The organism is Streptomyces sp. NPDC088254 (assembly GCF_044740925.1).
Classification (GTDB): domain Bacteria; phylum Actinomycetota; class Actinomycetes; order Streptomycetales; family Streptomycetaceae; genus Streptomyces.
In genome coordinates, this window is sequence record NZ_JBIURQ010000004.1 from 385485 (window position 1) to 411426 (window position 25942).

Annotated in this window: 20 protein-coding genes and 1 pseudogene; 12 read left to right on the forward strand and 9 right to left on the reverse strand. The window is 73.2% G+C overall.

Translation table 11 applies throughout. From position 1 onward, the window contains the following. Positions 1-55: 55 nt before the first annotated feature. Positions 56-1507, reverse strand: a complete 1452-nt coding sequence (locus ACIOC0_RS14715; RefSeq protein WP_402155377.1) for an NCS2 family permease — start codon at positions 1505-1507, stop codon at positions 56-58. A gap of 112 nt (positions 1508-1619) precedes the next feature. Here ACIOC0_RS14715 and ACIOC0_RS14720 point away from each other — a divergent pair. The 4 genes and pseudogenes from ACIOC0_RS14720 to ACIOC0_RS14735 all read left to right on the forward strand — a co-directional run. Continuing rightward, positions 1620-1886 (forward strand): annotated as a pseudogene (locus ACIOC0_RS14720) (DUF2530 domain-containing protein); the annotation flags it as partial. Positions 1887-2155: 269 nt separating this feature from the next. Further along, entirely contained in the window at positions 2156-4549 is a 2394-nt protein-coding gene (locus ACIOC0_RS14725) for an HAD-IC family P-type ATPase (RefSeq protein ID WP_402155378.1), read from the forward strand. Positions 4550-4812: 263 nt separating this feature from the next. Then, a complete protein-coding gene (locus ACIOC0_RS14730; protein WP_402155379.1) occupies positions 4813-5316 on the forward strand; it encodes a hypothetical protein in 504 nt (167 codons plus the stop codon). Positions 5317-5377: 61 nt separating this feature from the next. Continuing rightward, a complete protein-coding gene (locus tag ACIOC0_RS14735; RefSeq protein ID WP_402155380.1) occupies positions 5378-5779 on the forward strand; it encodes a hypothetical protein in 402 nt (133 codons plus the stop codon). A gap of 596 nt (positions 5780-6375) precedes the next feature. Here the strand turns inward: ACIOC0_RS14735 and ACIOC0_RS14740 are convergent. Together ACIOC0_RS14740 and ACIOC0_RS14745 are read right to left on the reverse strand one after the other, a co-directional pair. Further along, entirely contained in the window at positions 6376-9501 is a 3126-nt protein-coding gene (locus ACIOC0_RS14740) for a sacsin N-terminal ATP-binding-like domain-containing protein (protein WP_402155381.1), read from the reverse strand. Between the two features lie 228 nt (positions 9502-9729). Beyond that, the gene (locus ACIOC0_RS14745) at positions 9730-10656 is read right to left on the reverse strand and encodes a DUF3027 domain-containing protein (RefSeq protein WP_402155382.1); all 927 of its coding nucleotides are present in this window, start codon (positions 10654-10656) and stop codon (positions 9730-9732) included. Positions 10657-10993: 337 nt separating this feature from the next. On the opposite strand from ACIOC0_RS14745, the gene ACIOC0_RS14750 reads away from it, so the two are divergent. From ACIOC0_RS14750 to ACIOC0_RS14765, 4 genes are all read left to right on the forward strand, one after another. Continuing rightward, positions 10994-12436, forward strand: a complete 1443-nt coding sequence (locus tag ACIOC0_RS14750) for an MFS transporter (RefSeq protein ID WP_402155383.1) — start codon at positions 10994-10996, stop codon at positions 12434-12436. Positions 12437-12532: 96 nt separating this feature from the next. Beyond that, a complete protein-coding gene (locus tag ACIOC0_RS14755; protein WP_351091655.1) occupies positions 12533-13045 on the forward strand; it encodes a DUF2771 domain-containing protein in 513 nt (170 codons plus the stop codon). Positions 13046-13065: 20 nt separating this feature from the next. Continuing rightward, complete coding sequence (locus ACIOC0_RS14760; protein WP_402155384.1) at positions 13066-13815, forward strand: futalosine hydrolase; 750 nt, start codon at positions 13066-13068, stop codon at positions 13813-13815. After that, positions 13799-14653 carry a 1,4-dihydroxy-6-naphthoate synthase gene (locus tag ACIOC0_RS14765; RefSeq protein ID WP_402155385.1) on the forward strand — a complete coding sequence of 285 codons (855 nt, stop codon included), beginning with the start codon at positions 13799-13801 and terminating at the stop codon, positions 14651-14653. Before ACIOC0_RS14760 ends, ACIOC0_RS14765 begins: the two co-directional genes overlap by 17 nt. An 11-nt stretch (positions 14654-14664) precedes the next feature. Here ACIOC0_RS14765 and ACIOC0_RS14770 read toward each other — a convergent pair whose 3' ends face one another. Next, complete coding sequence (locus tag ACIOC0_RS14770; RefSeq protein WP_402155386.1) at positions 14665-15048, reverse strand: cold-shock protein; 384 nt, start codon at positions 15046-15048, stop codon at positions 14665-14667. 343 nt (positions 15049-15391) lie between these two features. Here ACIOC0_RS14770 and ACIOC0_RS14775 point away from each other — a divergent pair, with 343 nt between their 5' ends. Continuing rightward, positions 15392-15595, forward strand: coding sequence for a hypothetical protein (locus ACIOC0_RS14775; protein ID WP_351091912.1), 204 nt, complete (start codon positions 15392-15394; stop codon positions 15593-15595). On the opposite strand, the gene ACIOC0_RS14780 is transcribed toward ACIOC0_RS14775, so the two are convergent. Both ACIOC0_RS14780 and ACIOC0_RS14785 read right to left on the reverse strand, forming a co-directional pair. After that, complete coding sequence (locus ACIOC0_RS14780) at positions 15574-16209, reverse strand: HAD family hydrolase (protein WP_402155387.1); 636 nt, start codon at positions 16207-16209, stop codon at positions 15574-15576. The genes ACIOC0_RS14775 and ACIOC0_RS14780 overlap by 22 nt on opposite strands. A gap of 59 nt (positions 16210-16268) precedes the next feature. Continuing rightward, entirely contained in the window at positions 16269-17255 is a 987-nt protein-coding gene (locus tag ACIOC0_RS14785) for a hypothetical protein (protein WP_402155388.1), read from the reverse strand. 175 nt (positions 17256-17430) lie between these two features. On the opposite strand from ACIOC0_RS14785, the gene ACIOC0_RS14790 reads away from it, so the two are divergent. After that, complete coding sequence (locus tag ACIOC0_RS14790) at positions 17431-20004, forward strand: helicase-associated domain-containing protein (protein ID WP_402155389.1); 2574 nt, start codon at positions 17431-17433, stop codon at positions 20002-20004. A 34-nt stretch (positions 20005-20038) separates the two neighbouring features. Here ACIOC0_RS14790 and ACIOC0_RS14795 read toward each other — a convergent pair whose 3' ends face one another. After that, complete coding sequence (locus ACIOC0_RS14795) at positions 20039-20581, reverse strand: hypothetical protein (protein ID WP_402155390.1); 543 nt, start codon at positions 20579-20581, stop codon at positions 20039-20041. Positions 20582-20754: 173 nt separating this feature from the next. On the opposite strand from ACIOC0_RS14795, the gene ACIOC0_RS14800 reads away from it, so the two are divergent. Beyond that, on the forward strand, positions 20755-22398 hold the full coding sequence (locus ACIOC0_RS14800) for a DNA repair helicase XPB (protein ID WP_402155391.1): 1644 nt from the start codon (positions 20755-20757) through the stop codon (positions 22396-22398). A 37-nt stretch (positions 22399-22435) separates the two neighbouring features. On the opposite strand, the gene ACIOC0_RS14805 is transcribed toward ACIOC0_RS14800, so the two are convergent. Continuing rightward, on the reverse strand, positions 22436-22612 hold the full coding sequence (locus ACIOC0_RS14805; RefSeq protein ID WP_402155392.1) for a hypothetical protein: 177 nt from the start codon (positions 22610-22612) through the stop codon (positions 22436-22438). Positions 22613-22958: 346 nt separating this feature from the next. On the opposite strand from ACIOC0_RS14805, the gene ACIOC0_RS14810 reads away from it, so the two are divergent. Further along, complete coding sequence (locus ACIOC0_RS14810) at positions 22959-25028, forward strand: HelD family protein (RefSeq protein WP_402155393.1); 2070 nt, start codon at positions 22959-22961, stop codon at positions 25026-25028. Here the strand turns inward: ACIOC0_RS14810 and ACIOC0_RS14815 are convergent. Continuing rightward, positions 25025-25744 carry a copper homeostasis protein CutC gene (locus ACIOC0_RS14815; protein ID WP_402155394.1) on the reverse strand — a complete coding sequence of 240 codons (720 nt, stop codon included), beginning with the start codon at positions 25742-25744 and terminating at the stop codon, positions 25025-25027. The genes ACIOC0_RS14810 and ACIOC0_RS14815 overlap by 4 nt on opposite strands. Positions 25745-25942 lie beyond the last annotated feature (198 nt).

The window sequence follows — 25942 nt, forward strand, 5'->3', positions numbered from 1 at the left end:
CCGTGAGCCCGCCGGCCGGCAGGCCTGTGGACCGGGCGGGACCGGCGGCCCGGCATCAGGTCAGTCCGAGAGCCGGCATCAGGTAGTAGAAGGCGAACACGGCGGCGACGACGTACATCGGCGTCGGCACCTCCCGACCCCGCCCCGCCGCAAGGCGCAGCACGGCGAAGGTGATGAAGCCCATGCCGATGCCGTTGGTGATCGAGTAGGTGAACGGCATCATCACCATCGTCACGAAGGCGGGGACGGCGATCGTGTAGTCCGCCCAGTCGATGTCCCTGACCGAGTTCGCGAGGATCAGGAAGCCGACCGCGACGAGGGCCGGGGTGGCCGCCTGGGAGGGGACCATCGTGGCGACGGGGGTCAGGAAGAGGGCGACGGCGAACAGGCCGCCGGTGACGAGGTTCGCGAAGCCGGTGCGCGCGCCCTCGCCGACGCCCGCCGTGGACTCCACGAAGGCGGTGGTGGCGGAGGAGGAGCTCGCGCCGCCCGCGGCGACGGCGATGCCGTCGACGAAGAGCACCTTGTTGATGCCGGGCATCTGCCCCTGGGCGTCGGTCAGCTTGGCCTCGTCACTGACGCCCATGATCGTGCCCATGGCGTCGAAGAAGCAGGACAGCAGGACCGTGAAGACGAACAGGACGCCGGTCAGCACGCCGACCTTCGAGAACCCGCCGAACAGGCTGAACTGGCCGATCAGGCCGAAGTCGGGGCTGGCCACGGGGTTGCCCGGCCACTCCGGGGTGGTCAGGCCCCAGGACGGCACGTCGGTGACGGCGTTGACGATCACCGCGAGGACGGTCATCGCGACGATCGAGATCAGGATCGCGCCGGGCACCTTGCGGACGATCAGCGCCAGCGTCAGCAGCGCGCCGAGGACGAAGACGAGCACCGGCCAGCCGGTGAGGTGACCGCCGGTGCCCAGCTGGAGCGGGACGGTGGTCTGGGCGACGTCCGGGATGCGGGTGACGAAACCGGCGTCCACCAGACCGATCAGCATGATGAACAGGCCGATGCCGATGGAGATCGCCTTGCGCAGCCCGAAGGGCACGGCGTTCATCACGCGCTCGCGCAGGCCGGTCGCCACGAGCAGCATCACGACGAGACCGGCGAGGACCACCATGCCCATCGCGTCCGGCCAGGACATCCGGGGCGCGAGCTGGAGGGCCACGACGGAGTTCACGCCGAGGCCGGCGGCGAGGGCGATGGGGACGTTGCCCACGACGCCCATCAGCAGCGTGGTGAACGCCGCGGTCAGGCAGGTCGCGGTCACCAACTGACCGTTGTCGAGCTGGTGACCGTACATGTCCTTCGCGCTGCCGAGAATGATCGGGTTCAGCACGATGATGTAGGCCATCGCGAAGAAGGTGGCGAAGCCGCCGCGGATCTCACGGGCGAGGCTGCTGCCGCGCTCGGAGATGCGGAAGTAACGGTCGAGAGCACCGTGCTCGGGCATACTGCCCGGCTCCTGCGGCGCGGGGTCCTTGGCAGTGGCCGAGGGCGACATTGGCGTTTCCTACGAACAGAAAGGGACAAAGACAAACCGTTTCAGTATGAACACATAGATGAAGCCACGCCATCTCCGCGCGTAGACCGACAGGCCTCGTAGGCTGTCCCCCATGGCCCCCTTCCTTACGGGAACTCCCAGACACGAGGCGCCGGAGCCCCTGGAGGGCCCCGTGGTCGGCACCGTCACCGGCGGCACCGTCATCTGGTTCGTCCTCTTCCTCGCCCAGCTCCCCTTCTACGGCTGGTACGAGGACCACGGCCATCTGTGGTGGCTGTGGACCTGCCTGGCCGGCGCGGGCCTCGGCCTCATCGGCATCTGGTACGTGCGCAAGCGGGACGCGGCGATCAAGCGGGAGGCCGCGAGGGCGGGAGACGCGGCGAACGCGACGCGCACCGGGGATGCGGCACACGGCGGAGACGCGACGGACGCGCCGCACACCGAGGGTGCGGTACACCGCGGGGACGCGAGGCACGCCGGGGACGCCGCGGACGCCGCCGGCCTGCGGGGCGTCGACGCGCGCCCCTCGGACAACCCGTAGGACCCGTAATACCGCCGCACGACGGTTGCCCTCCCCCCTCCTCCCAGGGTCGGATCTTTCGGACTTCCGGCGGGTGACCGCCCTGATCCGCACGTACCGTCGAACCCATGACCCACACCGACGCCGACGCCGAGCACGCCGCCACAGCCGCCCCGGCCCGCCCGGCGGTGACCGGACTCACCTCCGCCGAGGTCGCGGAGCGCGTCGAGCGCGGTGAGGTCAACGACATCCCCGTCCGCAGCAGCCGGTCCGTCGGAGAGATCGTCCGGGCGAACGTGTTCACCCGGTTCAACGCGATCATCGGCGTCCTGTGGCTGGTCATGCTGGCGGTCGCCCCGATCCAGGACAGCCTGTTCGGCTTCGTGATCCTCGCCAACACCGGCATCGGCATCATCCAGGAGTGGCGGGCGAAGAAGACCCTCGACTCCCTGGCCGTCATCGGCGAGTCCCGGCCGACCGTGCGGCGCGACGGCGTCGCCGTGCGGGTCGGCACCTCCGAGCTGGTCCTCGGCGACCTCATCGAGATCGGCCCCGGCGACAAGATCGTCGTCGACGGGACCTGCGCGGAGGCGGACGGGCTGGAGGTCGACGAGTCGCTGCTCACCGGCGAGGCCGATCCCGTCGTCAAACACCCCGGCGACGCGGTCATGTCCGGCAGCTTCGTCGTAGGGGGCAGCGGCGCGTTCCAGGCGACCAAGGTCGGCCGCGAGGCGTACGCGGCGCAGCTGGCCGAGGAGGCCTCCCGGTTCACGCTCGTCCACTCCGAGCTGCGTTCGGGCATCTCGACGATCCTCAAGTACGTGACATGGATGATGGTCCCGGCCGCGATCGGCCTGGTCGTCACCCAGCTGATCGTCAAGGAGAACGACCTCAAGGACTCCATCGCGCGGACCGTCGGCGGGATCATCCCGATGGTCCCGGAGGGTCTGGTCCTGCTCACCTCGGTCGCCTTCGCGATCGGCGTCATCCGGCTGGGCCGCCGGCAGTGCCTGGTCCAGGAGCTGCCCGCGATCGAGGGCCTCGCCCGCGTGGACACCGTGTGCCTGGACAAGACGGGCACCCTCACCGAGGGCGGGATGGACGTCACCGAGGTCCGCGCGCTCGACGGGGCCGACGACGCCTACGTACGCCGGGTGCTCGGCGCGCTCGGCGAGGCCGACCCGCGGCCCAACGCCTCACTCCAGGCGATCATCGACGCCTACCCGGACGACGCCGACGGCTGGCGCTGCACCGAGGCGCTCCCCTTCACCTCCGCGCGCAAGTTCAGCGGGGCCACGTTCAGTGAGGGCGACGGGGAGCGGAGCACCTGGCTGCTGGGCGCCCCCGACGTCCTGCTGGCCGCCGACGACCCGGCCCTCGCGGCGACCGAACGGCTCAACGAGCAGGGCCTGCGGGTCCTGCTGCTCGCCCGTGCCGCCGGCGACCTGTCCGACCCGGAGCCGGCCCGGGGCGCGCGGGCCACCGCCCTCGTCGTCCTGGAGCAGCGGCTGCGCCCGGACGCGGCCGACACCCTCGGCTACTTCGCCGAGCAGGACGTCCGCGCCAAGGTCATCTCCGGGGACAACGCGGTGTCCGTGGGCGCGGTCGCCGCCAAGCTCGGCCTGGACGCCCGTACCGTCGACGCGCGCGAGCTGCCCGACGGCCGGGACGACATGGGGCGGGAGCTGGACCGGGCGACCGTGTTCGGGCGGGTCACCCCGCAGCAGAAGCGGGACATGGTCGGCGCGCTCCAGTCCCGCGGGCACACCGTCGCGATGACCGGCGACGGCGTCAACGACGTGCTCGCGCTCAAGGACGCGGACATCGGCGTCGCGATGGGCTCGGGCTCCGAGGCGACCCGGGCGGTCGCGCAGATCGTGCTGCTGGACAACAGCTTCGCCACGCTGCCCTCGGTGGTGGCCGAGGGCCGACGGGTGATCGGGAACATCACCCGGGTGGCGACGCTCTTCCTGGTCAAGACGGTGTACTCGGTGCTGCTGGCGCTGCTGGTGGTGTGCTGGCAGGTGGAGTACCCCTTCCTGCCCCGTCATCTGACCCTGCTGTCGACGCTGACGATCGGCGTCCCGGCCTTCTTCCTCGCCCTCGCCCCGAACACCGAACGCGCCCGCCCGCACTTCGTGCGCCGTGTCATGCGGTACTCGATCCCGGGCGGGGTGCTGGCCGGGGCGGCGACCTTCACGACGTACCTGATCGCCCGCCACCATTACACCGGGCCGGGCGCGCTGGACGCGGAGACCAGCGCGGCGACGCTGACGCTGTTCCTGACCTCGATGTGGATCCTGGCAATCATCGCCCGCCCGTACACGTGGTGGCGGATCGCCCTGGTGGCGGCGCTGGGCGCGGCGTTCCTGGTGGTGCTGGTGGTGCCGTGGCTCCAGGACTTCTTCGCCCTGAAGCTGGTCGGGGTGTCGATGCCGTGGACGGCGGTCGCCGTCGCGGCGGCGGCGTCGGCGCTGCTGGAGCTGCTGTGGCGGTGGCTGGACCGGCGTACCCCGGAGTGATCTTACGCAAAAAGACCTCAAGCAGGTCATTGCACACAAAGGGGTCGTCGATCATAATCCGCGTGTCGGGCTCAAGCCCTGCCTCCGGCATCCTGCCGAACCCGCGATACCGCCGGCCGCCCGGGGAAGAGAGCTGACCAGGTGCTGAGCAGTGGTGGGTACTCGGCCGCGTCGAGGACCGCTGTGGCGGGACCGGCCAAGATGCGCGAGCGGCTTCAGCCGCCGCAAGCCAGGCTCAGCAGATCGCTTCCGCAAAGCGGACAGTGGAGCTCGCAGAAGCAGCCAAGAAGGCAGTCGAGGAGGTGCGCAAGGCCAAGGCAGGCGGAACGAACCCGGCCGACACCCCTGACAACGACAGCGTGCAGGGCGGCCTTCCCTGGTGGCAGGAAGGCGCGAGGTGGCTCGCTAACGCCACCAACTGGCTGAGCATCGGCACCGGTTTCATGTCTGCCATTCTCGGCGTCAGCGGCTTGGGCGCCGGCGTGGTCTTCCCGCCCGCTGTGCCGTACATAGAAGGTTTTGCAGCAGGTTTCGCCTACGCTTCGTTGGGCTTCGCGGGACTGAACACCCTCTTCACCGGGATCGGCTACGGATGGGGCAGCAGCGAGTTCAAGAGCTCCGTAGCTAGCACCGCGCTGGGTGTGCTCACCTTCGGCCAGTCAAAGTGGATCGGCACCCTCGGCGGCACGAAGGCGGCTACCAAGATCACGCAGTTCGGGCACGATCTCATATCACCCGTCACCGGTCTGCTGGGATCTCTATTCTGAACACTTGAAGACGACAGCCCTGCAGGGGGCCGGCGGCCGGCCGACGGCCCCCTGACTACCGATGGGACCTCTTGTGCTTGCCCGGCTTCCCCTGATTTACCCGATCATGATGGCCGCTTTCGCAACTTTACTGCTGTGCCTTGCAGTGGACAGATGGATGAAGGTGCGTAAGTTGACATTGATGCTCTTCGTCCTCTCCATCGCCTCCTGCCTCGGCATGATCGCGGCCGGCAAAGCTCAATGGCAGCACTGGAACGCCAGTCAAATGCTGATTCTGTACTCGTTCACATGGACGGGGCTGACGATTGGGTTTCTGCCATCTCGAACACTTTTACTCCAGTACGGCGAAGAATTTCGAAATGGGATCAAGAGGGAGCAATACCATTACCCTCGCAAATATCAGATATTCATGGTCTCCTCTGTCATCGTCATGTGCTTCCTGGCGTTCATTTTGGCCAACTGAACAATCACTGCGGAGCCCGGGAGATCGGGCTCATCAACGATGTCAGCTATCACCAGGTCGACCACATCCGGTTCATGCGCAAACTGCGCCAGCGCGGCGCACCACAACCAGGTGGCACTGAGCGTTTTCAGTGTTGACGCTCCAGGGCGAGGAGTATTTCCAGTACATGTGATCTGTGCCGACCATTCCTTCGCGACCGTTCGAAGATCAATCCCAGCCTTTGGGAATTAGGGCGTCTGCTGCACCACGACAAGCAGTAGCGTCGTCCACCCGGAGGCCGGGGCTCGCGGCGGCGATGGGGGCTCTCCCGCGCGAGTTCGCTTTGGGCGTGGGGAGCGTGCGATCGCAAGGCGGAAGGTCGCCCTCGTACTGGGCGTACGAGGGCGACCCCGGACAACGGCGAGCGCGCGTGCCAAGCGTTGCGAGCCTGGGGGTGCCTCCAACGCCCTTGAGGCAGTGGGGGAAGGACTTCAGAAACACGCCCTGGTTGCGTTGGTCACCCTTGTGACAGCGCCGCCCCTGCACCGGTCGGGAGACGCGGGGAACTGTGGGCATGTCCGACGAGCGGGGGCCGTCCGGCGGGACGGTCCCCGTCTTCAGTCGAACCAGCGGTCCCTCGCCAGTTCCTCCGTGCGGGACGGGTCTTCCAAAAGGGCTGCCACCTCGAAGCGGCGGGGCCATTGGGTTGTGGACCAGGCCAGGCCGGCGGCTACTCCTTCCAGGGTGGCGGCGTGGAGCACTCCGTCGGGGGTCAGGCGCCAGTCGATCTCCACGCCGTCGACGATCAGTTCCTCGTGTTCGACGTACGAGTGCGGTGTGCTCGGGCCGAGCAAGGTGCGTACCGACGCGGGGACCTCGTGTTCCGTGCCCTCGGAGTCGATCGCGGCCGTCACGGACTCGCTGAGGCGGCGGACCTGGAAGAGTTCCGCCAACTCGGCCGCACGGGAGGGGCGGACGGGGAGCAGGGGGATGCCCTGGGCGAAGGGGAGGAGGTCGGGTGAGTCGACCACCATCGCCTCGGTCGCGTCCACGATCCTCACCTCGCCGTCGACGACGGCCCGCAGGTCGTCGGGGAGGGTGACCTGCTCGGGGTCGAGGTCCGCCAACGCCGTGTACAGGCCGTGCAGTTGGGTCGCGGAGACCTCGCGGTCCGGGTCCGCCAGGCGGTCCAGGAGTTCGGCCGCGCCGCCCGGCTCGTCGAGGAGCGCGGACACCGACGTGCGGACGCCGAGCGCGCGCAGCACCTGCTCGTCGTCGAAGCCGGTCGCGTCCGCCTCGTCGTAGAGGCCGTGGAGCAGCGGGTCGCCGCCCGCGGCCAGCAGGCCTGCGGGGCGGCGGCCGTCGAGCACCGGGTTCCCGCGCAGCCACCACGCCGTGTACGGGCGTACGACCTCGTGGGTGCCGTCGTGGAGGAGGACGCGGACCGGCTGGGTGAGGGCGTCGCGCAGGGGCGGCCGGGCGAGCAGGGCGAGGGCCTCGGGCCACTTGTCGTCGTCGACGAGGTCGAGGTCGCGGACGGCGACGAGCTCGGTGGCGACGGGCGGCACCGGCGCGTCGGGGAACCGGTCGAGGACGTCCTCGCACCACACGTCCACCGCGTCCAGCAGCCCCACGTCGTCCGGCTCGGGGAAGTCGCTCTCGCGGGGCTCCAGTTCGTCCGGGTCGAGGACGACGTCCGTGGCGCGCACGAGCGCGAAGCCGGCCAGCACCCCGCAGGCGGCCAGCGGCTGTTCGCCCCACTTCTCCGCCAAGTCGGCGTCCACCATGCCGAGTTCGTCCTCGCGGATGATGGAGGCGAACGGGCTGCCGGGCAGGACGAGTTCACCGGCGGGGGCGAGCTCGCCGTCCTCGTCGGGCAGGGCGAGCGCCCCCAGCCAGGGTTCGTCGCCGGGCGCGAGGTCCGCGTCCCGGACCAACGCCAGGACGGTGTCGGCGAGTTCCTCGGCGTCCGGGGCGTCCTGGTCGTCGTAGAAGGCTCCGCCGTCGTCGTCCAGGGACGCGGCGACGGCCGCCCGCACCTGCGGGGTGGTGAGGACCGCGCGCGGCGTCGCGGGCAGCGCGCCGAGCTTCTCCAGGAGCGGGTGCGCGGCGTCGGGGTGGGCGACCTTGAGGCCGAGGCGGGCCAGGACGTCCGCGTCGACGCCGGTGGTGTCCGCGGTGGGCAGCAGCACCTGGCGGGGCCCGATGGTCGTGCGCCGGTCGGCCAGCGGCACGGGCAGGCCGGTCAGCCGGTCCGGGTCGACGCCCGCGAGGCTGTCGTAGAGCCGGTGCCACCAGTGCGGGTCCTTCTCAAGGCCCGCCAGCCGGTCGATCGCGTCGGCCAGCGGGATGCGGGGCACGCCGAGGGTGCGCAGCTCGACCCGCCGTTCCAGGCCGGCCGGCAGCAGTGTGGGCAGGACCTCCGCCAGCACGCGCACGGTGTCCGCGCCCGCGCCCTCCACGATCTCCGCGTCCCGTGGGCGCAGCGCCTGCGGAAGCTCGTCCTCCGGCGCCGGCGGTACCGCGGGCGGCAGGAAGGCGGTGCGCGGGAGCCGCTCCAGGATCGCCTGGCGCAGGGCGCCGTCCAGTTCGCCCTTGCCGAGCGGGCCCGGCACCAGGTCGATGATCCCCGCGCCCACCGGCCGCCACGCGGCGAGCAGCCCGGCGTAGGCGTCGGCGGCGCGCTGGACGAGGAAGTCGGTCAGCGGGCCGGGCGCCGCGTGCCGGCGGGTGGTGTCCAGCGGCAGCGAGGCGATGAGCAGCGCGGGCACGCCGAGGGGTTCGTCGCTGGGCGTGGGCGCGTGCACCACGGGACCGGTGCGTGGCCGCGCGGGTGCGCCGTCGCCGTCGACGGGGACGGCCCAGGTCACCGACCAGTACGGTCGCAGCCGTTCCTCCACCGGCCGGTCGGCCAGCAGGTCCGGCGTGAGCGGGCCGTCGGCGGCGGCGATCCGCCAGCGGGTGCTCCCGTCGCGGGAGTCCTCGACGACGGTCAGCTCGCCGTCGGCCGCGCGGCGCAGGGTGCGCGGCTCCTGGTCGTGCACCTCGACGACGACCTCGTGCAGGCCGGGCAGGGCGAGGAGCAGCGCGTCGTCCACAGCGGTCAGGAGCCGCTCGGCGAGGTCGGCGGCGGCCGGGTCGCGCAGGGGCAGGATGACGGCTGTGTCGTACGGGTCGGGCGCGGTGCCCTCGGCGGCGAACGGCAGCCTCAGCAGCGGGACGTGGCCGTCGCGGCGGCGGATCTCGTCGCCGAGGCCGGGGCTGTGGCGGGCGGTGTCCGAGGCCAGGTCGCGGGCCTCCGCGAGCGACCAGCGCACCCCGCCGTGGCGGCCGACGACGGCGGGTTCGTCGGTGACAGCGAGCACGGCTGCGAAGCCGACGCCGAACCGGCCCACCGCCGACTGCCGTGTGTCCCGCTTCGCCGAGGCGCGGAGCGTGGCGAGCGACTCGACGCCGGCCGCGTCCAGCGGGGCGCCGGTGTTCGCGGCGACGAGGACGCCCTCGCGGAGGGTGAGGCGCAGCCGGCCGGGGACGCCGGCCCGCGCCGCCGCGTCGGCCGCGTTCTGCGCCAGCTCGACGACGAGGCGGTCCCGGTAGCCGCCGAGGACGAGGTCCTCCTCGGCGTTGGCGTCCTCCCGGAAACGGGCGGGACTGGTCGCCCAGGCGTCCAGGACACCGCGGCGCAGACGGGCCGTGCCGAAGGGATCCGCTCCCTCGGGCGCCGGCCGCACGAACTTGCTCACGTCGGTTTCCCTCTCGTCGTCTGCGTGAGGAGAAGGTATCGCGCGAGGAAGGGGGTCAGCTTCCGGAGGAGTGCGGGACGCGGACGGCCGCTGTCGCCGGAAGGCGAAGCCGGAGCAGCACCACCGCCGGCGCGTACCGGCGCATGATCCCGCAGTTGCCCCGCCCCGACCCTCAACTCGCGCCGGTGAAAGCGGACTTCACAAGCGCACGAAACGAGCGCGCGAGCACTACGAGTGCCCCAGCTCCGCCGACTCCTCGTCCGTCGTCGCCGGCACCGACCCCGAGTCGGCGGACGGGCGCAGCGGGAAGGGGTCCACCCGTGTCTCGTCGATGACCGGCGGGGCAGGCTGCGGGGGCTTCGGCATGACCGCGGCCTCGGAGTGGCCGCCGCAGCCGTACGCCAGCGACACCACGCGGCCGTCCGCCGGGGAGAACTCGTTGGCGCAGACGCCGAAGGCCTGGCCGAGGGAGCCGCCGATGGGGGTGAGGAAGCCGCAGGTGGCGCAGGTTGCGGGGGCCGCCTGGGCCATGGGCGTCTTGGGGCCGTACGCCTCCTCCCAGCGGTCGGCGGCGGCGTGCAGGCCGTAGCGGGAGAGGACCCGGGCCCGGCGCATGCCGAGTTCCTCGGCGACGGCGGGGATGGAGCCGCGCGCCGGGGCGGACGGCAGCCGCGCGGGCGGGCCCTCCGTCACCTCGGCGTCCTCCGCCTCGACCAGTTCCGCCATCTCGTGCGAGACGGCCGAGTTCGGCGGCGGGGCGTCCTCGCCGGTGAAGCCAGGCTCGAGGCGCAGATCCTCCGCGTCGGTGGGCAGGAGGTCGCCGGGGCCCATGTCGCCGGGGCGCAGGCGCTCGCTCCACGGGACCCACTCGGGGGCGAGGACCGCGTCCGGGCCGGGCAGCAGCACCACCTCGTCGAGGGTGACGGTCTTCGCGCGGGAGGCCCGCGCCACCGTCGCCGCCCAGCGCCAGCCGCGGTACCCGAGTTCCTTGCACTCGAAGAAGTGCGTGACCACGCGGTCCCCGTCGGAGACCACCCCTACGTGCTCCCCGACGACGCCGGGGGCGGCGGCCTCCTCCGCCGCGGCGCGGGCGAGGTCGACGGCCTCGGCGCACAGGCGGTCGGGGGTGCGGCTTCGCGTGGTCGCTGCGCTCACAGGTATCGCTTCTCTCCTACGCCGTCTCTCGAGTGCGCCGGCCTGAAGGCGGGCGGGTGCGGACGGAGCGGACCTGAGGGCCGCGTCGACGTCCGCGCCCGATCGCGCTCGGACGCACCTGCTGTCATCCATTCTGCGGGATGGCCGGGAGGCGCGCGGCCGAGAACAATCGCCACGGCGCGCTACGCACGCTACCTGTTCAGCGCCGCTCGGCCTACACCGACGGGACGTTTCCCACCCTACGACGCCCGCGGGCCCGCTCCGCCACCCCGGCCCCCGCACGCCCATACGCGCGGTATCCGCACTACGTCCGCCCATCTCGGGGCACTATGACGGGGTGGCAACCGCGAGGACGCCCCATGACGCCGCCGGGACGGGCGGGGCCGAGGGGCACAAGGGGTCCGAGGAGGAGAGTCGGGTGAGCGGTTCGGGCCGGGTCGGAGGGTCCGTCCGCGCGGTGGGCCGTGCCCTGCACCTGCCGTTCACCGGCACCGCGCGCGGCATCCGCAAGGCCACCCACGCGCACGGCGCCGGCGAGTCCGGCCTCGGCAAGCTGATCGAACTGCACGGGGTGAACGGCGCCGGCGACGTCATGATCACCATCGCGCTCGCGTCGACCGTCTTCTTCTCGGTGCCGACCGACGAGGCCCGCGGCCGCGTGGCGCTCTACCTCGCCATCACCATGGCGCCGTTCACGGTGCTCGCGCCGGTGATCGGCCCCCTCCTGGACAAGGTGCCGCACGGCCGCCGGGCCGCCATGGCCGGTGCGATGGGCGCGCGGGCGCTGCTCGCGCTGGTGCTGTCGGGCGCCGTCGTCACCGGCAGCATCGAGATGTACCCGGCCGCCCTCGGCGTGCTCGTCGCGTCGAAGGCGTACGGCGTGGTCAGAAGCGCCGTCGTGCCGCGTCTGCTGCCGCCGCGCTTCTCCCTGGTGAAGGCCAACTCGCGCGTCACGCTGGGCGGGCTCCTCGCCACCGGGATCGCCGCGCCGGTCGGGGCCGGGTTGCAGGCGCTCGGCCCGCGCTATCCGCTCTACGGCGCGTTCGTCATCTTCGTCGTGGGGACGTTCCTGTCGTTCTCCCTGCCGCCGAAGGTGGACTCGGCGAAGGGTGAGGACACCGCCCTGCTCGCGGCGGACGAGCAGCATCTGCACGGCCCGCACCGGCAGCCGGTGAAGCGGCCGGGCCTGAGGACCGTCGGCATCGCCGTCACGCACGCGCTGGGGGCGAACACCGCGCTGCGCTGGCTGTCGGGGTTCCTGACGTTCTTCCTGGCGTTCCTGCTGCGCGAGCACCCGCTGACCGGGCAGAGCGCGGCGGTGTCGCTCGGCATGGTGGCCGTCGCGGCGGGCGCGGGCAACGCGCTCGGGACGGCGGTGGGGGCGTGGCTGCGGTCCCGGGCGCCGGAGCTGATCATCGTGACGGTGGTGGCGGTCGTCCTCGGCGCGGCGATCACGACGGCGGTGTTCTTCGGGGCGTTCCTGGTGGCGTGTCTGGCGGCGGTGGCGGGCTTCTCGCAGGCGCTGGCGAAGCTGTCCCTGGACGCGCTGATCCAGCGGGACGTGCCGGAGCTGGTGCGCACGTCGGCGTTCGCGCGTTCGGAGACGCTGCTGCAGATGTCGTGGGTGTTCGGCGGCGCGGTAGGCATCGCGATGCCGCTGAACGGCACGCTGGGCCTGTCGGTGGCGGCCGCGGTGGTCGCCCTCGGCTGGGTCACCACGGCCCGCGGCCTGCTCGTCTCCTCCCGCCACGGCGCCGGCCCACGCGCGCGCGTGGCGTGAACGACCCTGACACGCCGCACCCCACACGCCCCTGACACGCGGGCACGCCGTACCCCACGTAGAGAGACCTCGGGGCCTGCCAGATAGCCTTCCGCCATGACCACGATGCCCCGCGGCGGAGCCGCTGATGTTCACGGCGTTGTGCGACGCCGCCGCGCCGTCGCCGCCGCCGGCGCCGTTTGTGCCGGACTGCTCGTCCTGTCGGCCTGCGACAAGCCGACCCCGCTGTCCACGATCACCGTCGGCCAGTCCTCGGTCAGCGAGGAGGCCACCTGCGGCGGTGAGGGCAAGACGCTGACCACCGAGGCGCTCACGGCGTGCCTGAAGGACACGGACATCAAGTCGATCAAGGTCGACCCGGACGAGACGGTGCGCTTCGGCGTCGACCCGGACGTCGCCGAGAAGCGCTGGACGATCCTGATGAACGGTCAGCCGCTCGTCGAGGACAGCGACAAGACGTACCGCACGATCCCCGGCAGCGTCTTCTTCAACGCCCAGTACGGCGCGCAGGGCGACTCCACGCTCGTCTCCATCAAGGCGGGGGACGGCAAGAAGGAGAGCCAGGCGGTCACCGGGCTGTGGTCGTTCAAGCTGAAGAAGGACGACTGATCGCTTCCGTCGCTCGGCGCGTGCTGGTGGCCACCGCGGTCCCCGTGGAGCGGGACGCGGTGGCACGGGCGTTCGACGGGCCGGGGCGCGAGGTGCGGCTGCCCGGGGCGAGCCTGCTGAGGACGACGTCGGGGCCGTTGACGGTCGACCTGCTGGCCGCCGGCGTGGGCCCCGCCCTCGCCGCCGCCTCCACTTCGAGCGCCCTGACCGCCGCAGCCCTGGGCGACGCCCCCTACGGCCTCGTCGTCTCCGCCGGGATCGCCGGCGGCTTCACGCCCTCCGCGGGAGCCACGGCCGGGCAGGACGAGAGCGGCGCGCCCGTCGGCTCCCTCGTCGTCGCCGACGAGATCACCGCCGCCGACCTCGGCGCCGAGACCGCCGACGGCTTTCTGCCGGTCACCGACCTGGGCTTCGGCGCCGTCACCCACCGGCCGCCCGCCGCCCTCGTGCGGCAGGCCGCGGCCGCCGCCGGGGCGCGCACCGGCACGGTCCTCACGGTGTCCACCGTGACCGGCACCGCCGCCCGCGCCGCCGCCCTGCGCTCCCGCCATCCCCGCGCCCTCGCCGAGGCCATGGAGGGCTTCGGGGTCGCCGAGGCCGCCGCCGCGCACGGCACGCCGGTGCTGGAGATCCGCGCGGTCTCCAACCCGGTCGGCCCCCGCGACCGGGCCGCCTGGCGCATCGGCGACGCCCTGACCGCCCTGACCGGGGCCTTCGGGAAGCTCACGCCCGTCCTCAGGAGTTGGAACGCGTATGACCACGACCGGTGACCCGCTGCGGATCGCGTACTCGCCCTGCCCGAACGACACCTTCGTCTTCGACGCCCTCGCCCACGGCAGGGTGCCCGGCGCGCCCGCGCTCGACGTGACGTTCGCGGACATCGACGTCACCAACGGCATGGCCGAGCGCGGCGAGCACGACGTGCTGAAGGTGTCGTACGCCGTGCTGCCGTACGTCCTCGGCGCCTACACGCTGCTGCCGTGCGGGGGCGCGCTGGGCCGGGGCTGCGGGCCGCTGGTGCTCACCCGGGAGCCGGGGCTCGGCCTGGCCGGCCGCACGGTCGCCGTGCCGAGCGAGAAGTCGACGGCCTACCTGCTGTTCCGGCTGTGGGCGGCGGACCAGGTGCCCGGTGGGGTCGGCGAGATCGTCGTCATGCCGTTCCACGAGATCATGCCGGCCGTACGGGACGGCAAGGTGGACGCGGGACTGGTCATCCACGAGGCCCGCTTCACCTACCGGAACTACGGGCTGCACAAGCTCGCCGACATGGGCGAGCACTGGGAGGACACGACGGGCCTGCCCATCCCGCTCGGCGCGATCATCGCCAAGCGCGCGCTGGGAGCGGCCGCCCTGACCCGGCTCGCCGACTCGATCCGCACATCCGTGCGAGCCGCGTGGGACGCGCCGGATGTCTCCCGCCCGTACGTCATGGCGCACGCCCAGGAGATGGACCCGGCCGTCGCCGACCAGCACATCGGCCTGTACGTCAACGAGTTCACGGCCGACCTGGGCGACGACGGCTACGCGGCGGTGCGCGGGCTGCTGACGCGCGCGGCGGCCGAGGGACTGGTGCCGCCCCTCGGCCCGGACGCGCTCGCTTTCCCCTGAGCCCCGGCGGTTCAGACGTCCAGCTGGTCGGCGACCGCGCGGAGCAGGCCGGCGATCTTCTTGCCGGAGGCCTTCTCGGGGTAGCGGCCCTTCTCCAGCATCGGCGTGATGTTCTCCAGGAGGGTCGTCAGATCCTGGACGATCGAGGCCAGTTCGTCCGGCTTCTTGCGGGTCGCGGCGGCGACCGAGGGGGTCGGGTCCAGGACGACGACGGAGAGGGCCTGGTCACCGCGCTGCCCGGCGACGACGCCGAACTCCACGCGCTGCCCCGGCTTCAGTGCCTCGACTCCGGCGGGGAGGACCGAGGAATGGACGAAGACGTCGCCGCCGTCGTCGCGGGAGAGGAAGCCGAAGCCCTTCTCGCTGTTGAACCACTTGACCTTGCCAGTCGGCAAAGCACACGCTCCCTCGATCGGTCCCGGGCGCTCCTGGACGCCGGTTGAACTGCCGTCATGACACCCTACCGGGGGTCTCTCCAGGCGGGCACGCCTTAAAACGAGCCGAAGCACAGTGCGCCAAGGGGGTCGGGAAACCGCCGGGACGATCACGTTCCGCCGAAGCGGTGACCCTCGTGCCGGACGGTCCCGGGCGGGGCGGGACTACCCTGGAGCGGTGCGTGACGAGACCCAGACGACTTCAGACGCTCCCGGCGCTTCCGGCGCATCGGACACTTCCGGCACTCCCGGTCTTTCCGGCGCTTCCGGTGCTCGTGGTGAGGCCCCCGCACCCGGCGACCGGCTGATCCGGGCCGGGGCGCTCGTGTTCTTCGCCGGCGCCGTGGCCACCCTGGTCACCGTGGCCCCGCTGTTCCTCGGGACGACGCCCTTCCCGACGTTCATGTTCGGGCTGAGCATGCTCATGGGCGTCGGCTTCCTGCTGGCCGGCGCGGGCGTGCTGCGGTCGGTCGCGGCGGGGCGGCGTCAGGCGCGCGCGGGGCGGTAGGCGGCCAGCCAGGCGGGGAACTCCGTGAGGTCCCCGAGGACGACGTCCGCGCCGGCGTCCGTCAGCTCCCGCACGTCGCACGGGCCGGTGGCCACGGCGACGGAGAGGGCCCCGGCGGCCCGCGCCCCACGCACGTCCCCGACATGGTCGCCGACGTACACGTCCGCGCCGTGCTCGCGCAGGGCCGCCGCCTTCCCCTCGGCCCACAGGTCGCCGACGAGCGCGTCGGGCTCGATGCCCAGGTGGGCGAGGTGCAGCTCGGCGTTGGGCTCGTACTTGGCGGTGACGACGACCGCCTTCCCTCCGGCGGCGCGCACCGCCGCGATCGCCTCCCGCGCGCCGGGCAGCGCGAGGGTGGGGGCGATGGCCACGGTCGGGTAGATCTCGCGGTACAGGTCCCCGACGGCGTCGACCTCGTCGGCCGGGAACCAGTTGACCAGTTCGTCGGCGAGCGGCGGGCCGAGACGGGTGACGACGAGGTCGGCGTCCACGGGGCGGCCGGTGCGCTCGGAGAGGGCGGTGTAGCAGGCGTGGATTCCGGGGCGCGAGTCGATGAGGGTCATGTCGAGGTCGAAGCCGACCGTGAGCGTGGGGGTGGTGGCCATGGAGGCCATTGTGCTGGCCGGCGGGCCCGGCGCCCCCGCCGCCCCCGCCGCCCCCGCCCGCACGTGCCTTACTTCCGCCGCTGCGACCGCCACACCAGGAACAGGGCCGACGCCACCGCCGCCCCCCGCACGACCCACGGGAAGGTCTCGTGGATGGCGTCGTTCAGGTGGCCCTCGGCGACGGGCGCGCCCCAGCGGCCCTCCGTACGGCCCCACAGCCACACCACGCCGGACGCCACCGCCAGCCCCGGCAGGACCATGACGGCCCACTTCGTCTCCCGCTCGGTCAGCCGGCGTGAGGCGTAGGCGATCAGCCAGCCCACGATCAGCGCGAGCCAGCTCCCGGCCACCGCGCCGGCGACGAGGCAGCCGGCGGCGAGCAGCAGGAGCGGGTTGCTCCAGCGGCCGCCCCGCAGCAGGGGGGCCAGCCGGCGCCGACGTCCCGCCGGGGCGGCTTCCGCCTCCTCTTGCCTCTCGGGCTCCTCGGGGGCCTGTTCCTTCTCCGTCCGCTTGGGGGGCGGCGGCTTGAGCATGTCGGGGATCTCGACGCCGCCGACGAAGCCGGGGACCTCGTCGCCCAGGTCGAAGGGACTCGGCTCGCGCCGCCGCCACCAGTCCGGGGACTCGACGCCGTCGCCGAGTTCGTGCGCGCCGGCGCGGTGCGGCGGGGACGGGACGTCGGGAGCGGCGGGCGCGGCGTCCGGCTTCTGCCGGGGGCGCGGCACGACCCGGCGGAACCGCCCGGGCCGCTCGCCCCCGCTCTCGTCCTCGCGGTCGCGCTGCGCGGGCACGGAGGGAGCGGCGGCCTCCTCGGGCACGTGAGGGGAGCCGCCGGCCGCGGCGGCCACCAGGTCGTCCGGGCTGCCGAGCCGGTCGAGGATACGGCGGACGGCGGCGGGAGAGTCCACGGGCGACCTGGCGCGCCGTTTGTCGATCTCGTTCCGCAGGTCCGACACGAGCCGCATCCGCGTGGCCGACGACAACTGCCGCTGCTGGGCCACGTCACCGACGCGGCTCAGGAACTCGTACACGACCTGGTCGCTCTCGATCCCCACGAAGTCCCTCCGGGGGGTTGGCCGTTGTCGTCCCCTTTGGTCACGGTACCGTGCCGGCGCGGTGCCGCCCTTCAGACCCCCCGCATCGGCCTGAACAGCCGTGTCCTCGGCCGCCGGACGGGCTGAGCGATGCTCTCCGGGGTCGCCGTCGCACCCACCCGCTAACGTGGGTCAGATGAGCCCTGAGGACGCCCCGGCCCCCCGCTCCCTCGCGGAGGCACTCCGCGGCAGGGACGACGCCTCCCTGGCCGCCCTCCTGCGCCACCGCCCCGACCTCATCACCCCGGTCCCCACCGACCTCACCCAGCTCGCCACCCGTGCCGGCACCCGCGCCTCCGTCGTGCGCGCGCTGGAGCGGCTGGACCGGTTCGCCCTGCAGACCGCGGAGGCGCTCGCGGTGGCCGGGGACCCGGCGGCGTACGACGAACTGCTGGGACTGATGGCGGGGGACAAGCCGGACCGGGCCGTCGTCGAGGCGCTGCCCGGCGCGGTCGCCGCCCTGCGGGAGCAGGCGCTGGTGTGGGGCGCCGACGACCGGCTCCGGCTGGTCCGCACCGCGCGGGAGCTGCTCTCGCCGTCGCCGCAGCACCCGTCCCCCACGGGGCTCGGCCCCTCCGTGCGGGAGGCCACGGCGGGGATGTCGCCGGGCCGGATCCAGGAGATCGTGACGGCGGCCGGGCTGCCGTCGACGCACGACTCCGTGTCGGCGGTGGCCGCGCTGAGCTCCCTCTTCTCCGACCGGCGCAGGATGAAGGCGCTGCTGGCCAAGGCCCCGGCCGACTCCCTCGACGTGCTCGACCGGCTGGTGTGGGGGCCGCCGTACGGGCAGGTGACGGCGGACCCCGCGCCCAGGCTGCGCTGGCTGCTGGACCGGGCTCTGCTGCTGCCGACCTCGCCCGGCACGGTCGTGCTGCCGCGCGAGGTCGCCCTGCACCTGCGGGAGGGCCGGGCCCACCGCGCGGTGGAGCCGGTGCCGCCCGCCGTGGAACCGGCCGTGGTCCACCGCCCACAGGTTGTGGACGCGACGGCGGCCGGGCAGGCGTACACGGCGCTGACGACGGTCGAGGAACTGCTGAAGGACTGGGACGAGGGCGGGCCGACCGTGCTGCGGGCGGGCGGGCTGAGCGTGCGCGACCTCAAGCGCACGGCTGTCGCCCTGGACGTCCCCGAGCCCGTCGCCGCGTTCTGGGTGGAACTGGCGTACGCGGCGGGGCTGATCGCCTCCGACGCCGAGGCCGACGAGCGGTACGCGGCGACCCCGGAGTACGACGAGTGGCGGGAGCGTCCGGCGGCCGAGCGGTGGGCGCGGCTCGCCCAGGTGTGGCTGTCGGCGACCCGGACGGCCGGGGTCGTGGGCGGGCGGGACCTGAAGGACCGTGCGCTGTCGGCGCTGGGCCCCGGGCTCGACCGTTCGGCCGCGCCGGAGGTACGGCGCCGGGTGCTGACGCTGCTGGCCCGGCTGCCCGAGGGCGGCGCGCCGGACGCGGAGACGGTGCTGGCCCGGCTGCGCTGGGAGCGGCCGTTGCGCACCCAGGGCGTCCCGCAGCCGGCCCAGGGGCAGGCGCATCCGCCGCGGGCCGAGGACGACGACCTGCGCTCACGGCTCGCCCGCTGGACGCTGAGCGAGGCGGAGCTGCTGGGCGTGACCGGCCGGGGCGCGCTGTCGGCGCACGGGCGGGCGCTGCTCGGCGCTGACGTGGAACCGGAGGCCGCGGCGGGCGGCACTGCTGTGGGTTCCGCAGCGGCCCGGAACCCCACCACCGCCGTACTCGACAAGGCGGTTGCCCCTGCCGCTGCCGACGCGGAGGCCGCGGCCGCCGACGCCGCCCGGCTGCTCGCCCCGCTGCTGCCCGAGCCGCTGGACCACGTGCTGCTCCAGGCCGATCTGACCGCCGTGGCGCCGGGCCCCCTGCACCGCCCGCTCGCCGACACCCTCGGCGTGCTCGCCGACGTGGAGTCGAAGGGCGGCGCGACCGTCTACCGCTTCACGCCCGCCTCCGTGCGGCGCGCCCTGGACTCCGGGCAGACCGCGTCCGACCTGCACGCCTTCCTCACCGCGCACTCCCGCACGCCGGTCCCGCAGCCGCTCGCGTACCTGATCGACGACGTGGCACGCCGGCACGGCCATCTGCGCGTGGGCGCGGCCTCCGCCTACGTCCGCTGCGACGACGACGCCCTGCTGAACGAGATCCTCGCCGACAAGCGTGCCGCGGCCCTGCGGTTGCGCCGGCTCGCGCCGACCGTGATCGCCGCCCAGGCCGACCCCGCGACACTGCTGGAGGGGCTGCGCGCGATGGGGTACGCGCCGGCCGCCGAGTCCGCGGAAGGGGACGTGGTGATCACCCGGGCCCTCGCCCACCGCACCCCGCCCCGCACGCCTCCCGTGCCCGTCCCGGACGGCCCGCCGGTCCCCGACGCCACCCTTCTCGCCGCCGCGATCCGCGCGATCCGGGCCGGCGACCTGGCTTCCACGGCCCCGCGCAAGGCTCCCGACGCCGCCCCTCTGGCCCCCGGCGAACTGCCCCGCACCGGACCCGCCGAGACCCTCGCCACCGTGCAGGCCGCCGTCCTCACCGGCGAGGCCCTGTGGATCGGCTACGTCAACGCGGAGGGCGCCGCCAGCCAGCGCGTCATCGCCCCGGTGCGGGTGGAGGGCGGCTTCGTGACGGCGTACGACCACACGGCGGACGAGGTCCGCACCTACCCGCTGCACCGGATCACGGGCGTCGCGGAGCTGGCCGACGACTGACCGGGCCGGGGACGCCCTCAGGCGGCCGTCGGCCTCAGCAGTCCCCGACGCCCGCGTCGGCCGGCAGGTCGAAGTGGGCGCGGGCCTCGGCCGCCAGGGCGTCGGAGGACATCGGGTCCTGGACGGCGGACGCGGCGACGACGCCGAAGCGGGCCCGCACCCACTGCGCGACGCCCGCCCCCTCGGGCGGCTCCTCCCGGGACACGATCCGGTAGCCGCCGGCGGCCGACGCGTCCCGCTCCAGCCGCACCACCTGCGGGACCTGCGCGCCGGCGCACTCCACGAGGGCGTCCTCGCGCACCCCGTACTCCACGCACAGCGTGTCGACGTCGGCCCGCACGGCGTCCCCGTACTCCTCCAGTCCGAGCGCCTCCGCCCGGCAGAACCAGCGCGCCTGAGACGCCGGCTCGCCCTCGTCGGCCCCGCGCGCCTCCAGCCCGTCCTCCAGGACCGGCCGTACCCGGCCCCACAGCCCGTCGTCGACCTCGGCCGGCCGCATCGCCCACACGCCGCTGGCCACCAGCACCACCACGGCTCCCGCGCCGGTCGCCCAGCCACGGGCCGACAGCACCGTCATACCCAGACCTCCCTCACCACGGCCACGCCCCGCGCGGCCGCAACCTCTGGTCGTCCCCTGGTCAGACGTCCGAGGGGGGCACAGGGTTGTCCGGCCGTTCCGGGGAAGCGGCCCGCCACTCGGACGCGCGGTGCGGCACACTGGAGGTTTGGCCGTGCGGAAGGGATGCGTACGTGAACGGACCGCTGATCGTCCAGTCGGACAAGACTCTGCTGCTCGAGGTCGACCACGAGCAGGCCGACGAGTGCCGTCGCGCCATCGCTCCGTTCGCGGAGCTGGAGCGGGCGCCCGAGCACATCCACACCTACCGGGTCACCCCGCTCGGCCTGTGGAACGCGCGGGCGGCCGGGCACGACGCCGAGCAGGTGGTGGACGCGCTCGTGCAGTACAGCCGCTACCCGGTGCCGCACGCGCTGCTCGTGGACGTCGCGGAGACGATGGACCGCTACGGCCGGCTGACGCTCAGCAAGCACCCGGCGCACGGGCTGGTGCTGACCACCACCGACCGGCCGGTGCTGGAGGAGATCCTGCGCTCGAAGCGGATCACGCCGCTCGTCGGCGCCCGCCTCGACCCGGACACCGTGGTCGTGCACCCCTCCGAGCGCGGCCAGATCAAGCAGACGCTGCTGAAGCTGGGCTGGCCGGCCGAGGACCTCGCCGGGTACGTGGACGGTGAGGCGCATCCGATCGGGCTCGCCGAGGACGGCTGGGCGCTGCGGCCGTACCAGAAGCAGGCCGTGGAGAACTTCTGGCACGGTGGGAGCGGTGTGGTGGTCCTGCCCTGCGGCGCGGGCAAGACGCTGGTCGGCGCGGGGGCGATGGCGCAGGCGAAGTCGACCACGCTGATCCTCGTCACGAACACGGTCTCGGCCCGGCAGTGGAAGCACGAGCTGGTGAAGCGGACCTCGCTGACCGAGGACGAGATCGGCGAGTACAGCGGCACGAAGAAGGAGGTCCGGCCCGTCACCATCGCCACTTACCAGGTGCTGACGACGAGACGCAAGGGCGTCTACCCGCACCTGGAGCTGTTCGACTCCCGGGACTGGGGCCTGATCGTCTACGACGAGGTGCATCTGCTGCCGGCCCCCGTCTTCAAGTTCACCGCCGACCTCCAGGCGCGGCGGCGGCTGGGCCTGACCGCGACGCTGGTGCGGGAGGACGGCCGTGAGTCGGACGTGTTCTCCCTCATCGGGCCGAAGCGGTTCGACGCGCCGTGGAAGGAGATCGAGGCGCAGGGCTACATCGCGCCGGCGGACTGCGTCGAGGTCCGGGTGAACCTGACCGACTCCGAACGGCTCGCGTACGCGACCGCCGAGACGGAGGAGAAGTACCGCTTCTGCGCGACGACGGCGACGAAGCGGAAGGTGACCGAGGCTCTGGTGCGGCGCTTCGCCGGGCAGCAGATCCTCGTCATCGGGCAGTACATCGACCAGCTGGACGAGCTGGGCGAGCATCTGGACGCGCCCGTGATCAAGGGCGAGACCTCCAACGCGCAGCGGGAGAAACTCTTCGACGCGTTCCGGGAGGGCGAGATCAGCGTGCTGGTGGTGTCGAAGGTCGCGAACTTCTCGATCGACCTGCCGGAGGCGACGGTCGCCATCCAGGTGTCGGGGACCTTCGGGTCACGGCAGGAGGAGGCTCAGCGGCTGGGCCGGGTCCTGCGCCCGAAGGCGGACGGCCACCAGGCCCACTTCTACTCGGTCGTCGCCCGGGACACCATCGACCAGGACTTCGCCGCCCACCGTCAGCGGTTCCTGGCGGAACAGGGCTACGCGTACCGGATCGTGGACGCGGACGAGCTGCTGGCGGACAGCTGACGCCGGGGGCTTCCCACGGGTTCGGCTGACGGGCGTCTCACCTGCGGCGGACGCCCGCCTCCTCCCCGTACTCACCGAGGATGATCACGTCGAAGGCGGCGCCGGCGAAGACCTTCACCGCGCGCAGGGCGTCGCCGAGGAGGTGACGGTGGGCGCCCGCGACGGGAGTGGCGCCGGCCGGGAGGCGGGCTGGGTGAACGGTCGCTGCACTCATGTCTCCATCATGCGAGCCGCTTCCCCGGTGATGCATCGGCTGCGGTCCGGGGCCGCGCCGAGGCGGACACGGACGACGGGATCACAGGCGTCGCCCGTCTCCCCGGGCCCCCGGGACGTCTCGGCGACGGGGCGTCCGCGTCGGCCGTGCGCGGGGGCAGGGGCCGTCAACGGGGGCGTAAATCCATTGGCGTCGCCCGGTGCCCCTCACCTACACTCTCCGCTCTTGCCCGCCTCCCTCACGGAGTGCCGTCGTCCGGCCGGAAACCGGACGGCATCCCGCAGCGCCGGCCGTCCGGCGCGGTTCCCGCAGCGCCCTTCCCGCAGGTCCCTCCGGAGGCACCCCCTTGTCCACGCCCGCCGCACCCCCGCAGGACTCCCCCGACGCCGTCGACGACCCGCTGGGCCGTGAGCGCGCCCACCTCGGCGCCTCGCGTGCCGCGCTGCGGGCCATGCGCGAGGACGTCGAGGCCCTCGACATCAGCGACGTCACCGCGAACTGGGTCAACGCGCAGATCCTGGAGCGCCAGATCGGCGAGCGCATCAAGGCGCTGGCCGACCTCAGCGACATCCCGCTGTTCTTCGGCCGCCTCGACTACCTGCACGCTCCGGGGGCCGAGAAGGCGGAGGGGGCCGAAGGGGAGTCCTTCTACATCGGGCGGCGGCACGTCCACGACCACGACGGCGACCCCATGGTCATCGACTGGCGCGCGCCCGTCTCGCAGCCGTTCTACCGGGCCTCCAAGAACGATCCCATGGACGTCGGGCTGCGCCGCCGCTTCGGCTACACGGGCGGCGCCCTCACCGCGTACGAGGACGAGCACCTCTCCGACCCGGCCGAGGCGGCGGTCGTCAGCAAGCTGCTCCAGCAGGAGATCGAGCGCCCGCGCGTCGGCCCGATGCGCGACATCGTGGCGACGATCCAGCCCGAGCAGGACGAGATCGTACGGTCGGGGCTCTCGGGCAGCGTCTGCGTGCAGGGCGGGCCGGGGACGGGGAAGACCGCCGTCGGTCTGCACCGCGTCGCCTACCTCCTCTACGCCCACCGCGAGCGGCTGGCCCGCACCGGCACGCTGGTGATCGGGCCGAACCGGTCCTTCCTCCACTACATCGAGCAAGTGCTGCCCGCACTGGGCGAGTTGACGGTCCGGCAGGCCACGGTCGAGGACCTGGTCGCGCATGTGGAGGTGCGCGGCGAGGACGAGGCGGCGGCGGCCGTCGTCAAGGGCGACGCCCGTATGGCGCAGGTGCTCCGCCGGGCCCTGTACTCCCACATCACGATGCCGGCCGAGCCCGTCGTCGTGGTGCGCGGCTCCCGCCGCTGGCGGATCCCGGCGTACGAACTGGATTCGATCGTGCGGGAGTTGCTGGAGCGGGACATCCGCTACGGCGCCGCCCGCGAAGCCCTGCCGCAGCGCGTCGCGCACGCGGTGCTGGTCCAGATGGAGCGGGCCGGGGAAGCGCCGGACGACCGGGTGCAGGACGCCGTGGCCCGCAACAGCGCCGTCAAGGCGGCCGTGAAGGCGGTGTGGCCGCCGGTCGACCCGGCGAAGCTGGTCCTGCGGCTGCTGACCGACGCGGAGTTCCTCGCCGCCCACGCCGAGGGCGTCCTCACCGAGGAGGAGCAGAAGACGATCCTGTGGGCGAAGCCGGCCCGCTCGGTGAAGTCGGCGAAGTGGTCGGCGGCGGACGCGGTGCTGGTCGACGAGGCGTGCGACCTCGTCGAGCGCACGCACTCGCTGGGCCACGTGGTGCTGGACGAGGCGCAGGACCTCTCCCCCATGCAGTACCGGGCCGTCGGCCGCCGCTGCTCCACCGGCAGCGCGACCGTGCTGGGCGACCTCGCGCAGGGCACCACGCCGTGGGCGACGAGAAGTTGGCCGGAAGCCCTCGCCCATCTCGGCAAACCCGATGCGGTCATCGAGGAGTTGACGGCCGGCTTCCGCGTCCCGACGGACGTCATCGGTTACGCCTCCCGGCTCCTCCCGCACATCGCGCCGGGCCTGACCCCGGTCGCCTCGGTCCGTGAGAACCCGGGCTTCTTCGCCGTCCGCCAGACCTCGGGGGACGGTGAAGTGGTCGCCGCGTGCGAGGAGTTGCTGCGCCACGAGGGATCGACGGGACTGATCGCGGCGGACGCCCGCATCCCGGCCCTGGCCGAGGCGCTCGGCGCGGCGGGCATCGGCCACCTCGCCCCCGGCGAGGAGACCACCCACGAGACCCGTCTGACGCTGGTCCCCGCGTCCCTCGCCAAGGGCCTGGAGTACGACTACGTGGTCCTGGACGAGCCGCAGGCGGTGGTGGACGGCGAACCCGACGAACGAACGGGCCTGCGCCGCCTGTACGTGTCCCTGACCCGAGCCGTCTCCGGCCTGATCATCACCCACAGGACCCCACTGCCGTCCCAGCTCGGCTAGGGCCTGTCCGGTTTCCGGTCCGCGTCCAGTGCGCCGCGCCACCGCGCCACCGCCGACGTCGACACCGGCTCGGTCCAGCCTCCGGGCCGGGCCGCTCCTCCGATGTGGAAGGCGTCGACGCCGGCGGCGCGCAGGGTGGGCACGTGGTCGAGGCGCAGGCCTCCGCCGACGAGGAGGCGCTGCCCGTAGCCCGGCTCGCCGCCGCGGGAGGCCTCCGCGAGGAGGGTGGGCAGGCCCTCGTCGACGCCTGCCGGGGAGCCGGCCGTGAGGTAGGCGTCCAGGCCGGGCAGGCCGTCCAGCTGCTTGCGCAGGGCGTCGCGGTCGGCGGCGTGGTCGATGGCGCGGTGGAAGGTCCACCGGCAGCCGGCCAGCTCCGCGACGACGCTCTCCACCGCCGGCAGGTCCACCGCGCCCTCCTCGTCGAGGAAGCCGAGCACGAACTCCCGCGCGCCGGCCGCCGCCAGCTCCCCGGCGACCCGGACCAGCCGGGCGAGGCCCTCGGGGCCGCCGGCGGCGAAGCCGTCGGTCAGGCGCAGCATCACGCGCAGGTCGATGTCGACGGCGGCGCGGATCGCCGCGAAGGTCCGCACGGGCGGGGTGAGCCCGTCGGCCGCCATGTCGGCGACCAGTTCGAGGCGGTCCGCGCCTCCGGCCTGGGCGGCGACCGCGTCCTCGGCGTCGAGTGCGATCACCTCCAGAACCGCACGCTTGCTCATGGGTCCCCATTCGTCGGCGTTCACGGGTGGCTACAGGCCCGGGTCGGGTGCAGGCCCGGGTCGGGTGCAGGTTCGGGTCGGGTGCAGGTTCGGGTCGCGCACAGGTCCGGGTCGGCTATAGGTCTAGTCCAATTCAAGGGTACGCCGCCCGCCCGGGACGCGGGCGTCGGCGGCGCCGTCGTCGGCCACGTCGCGTGG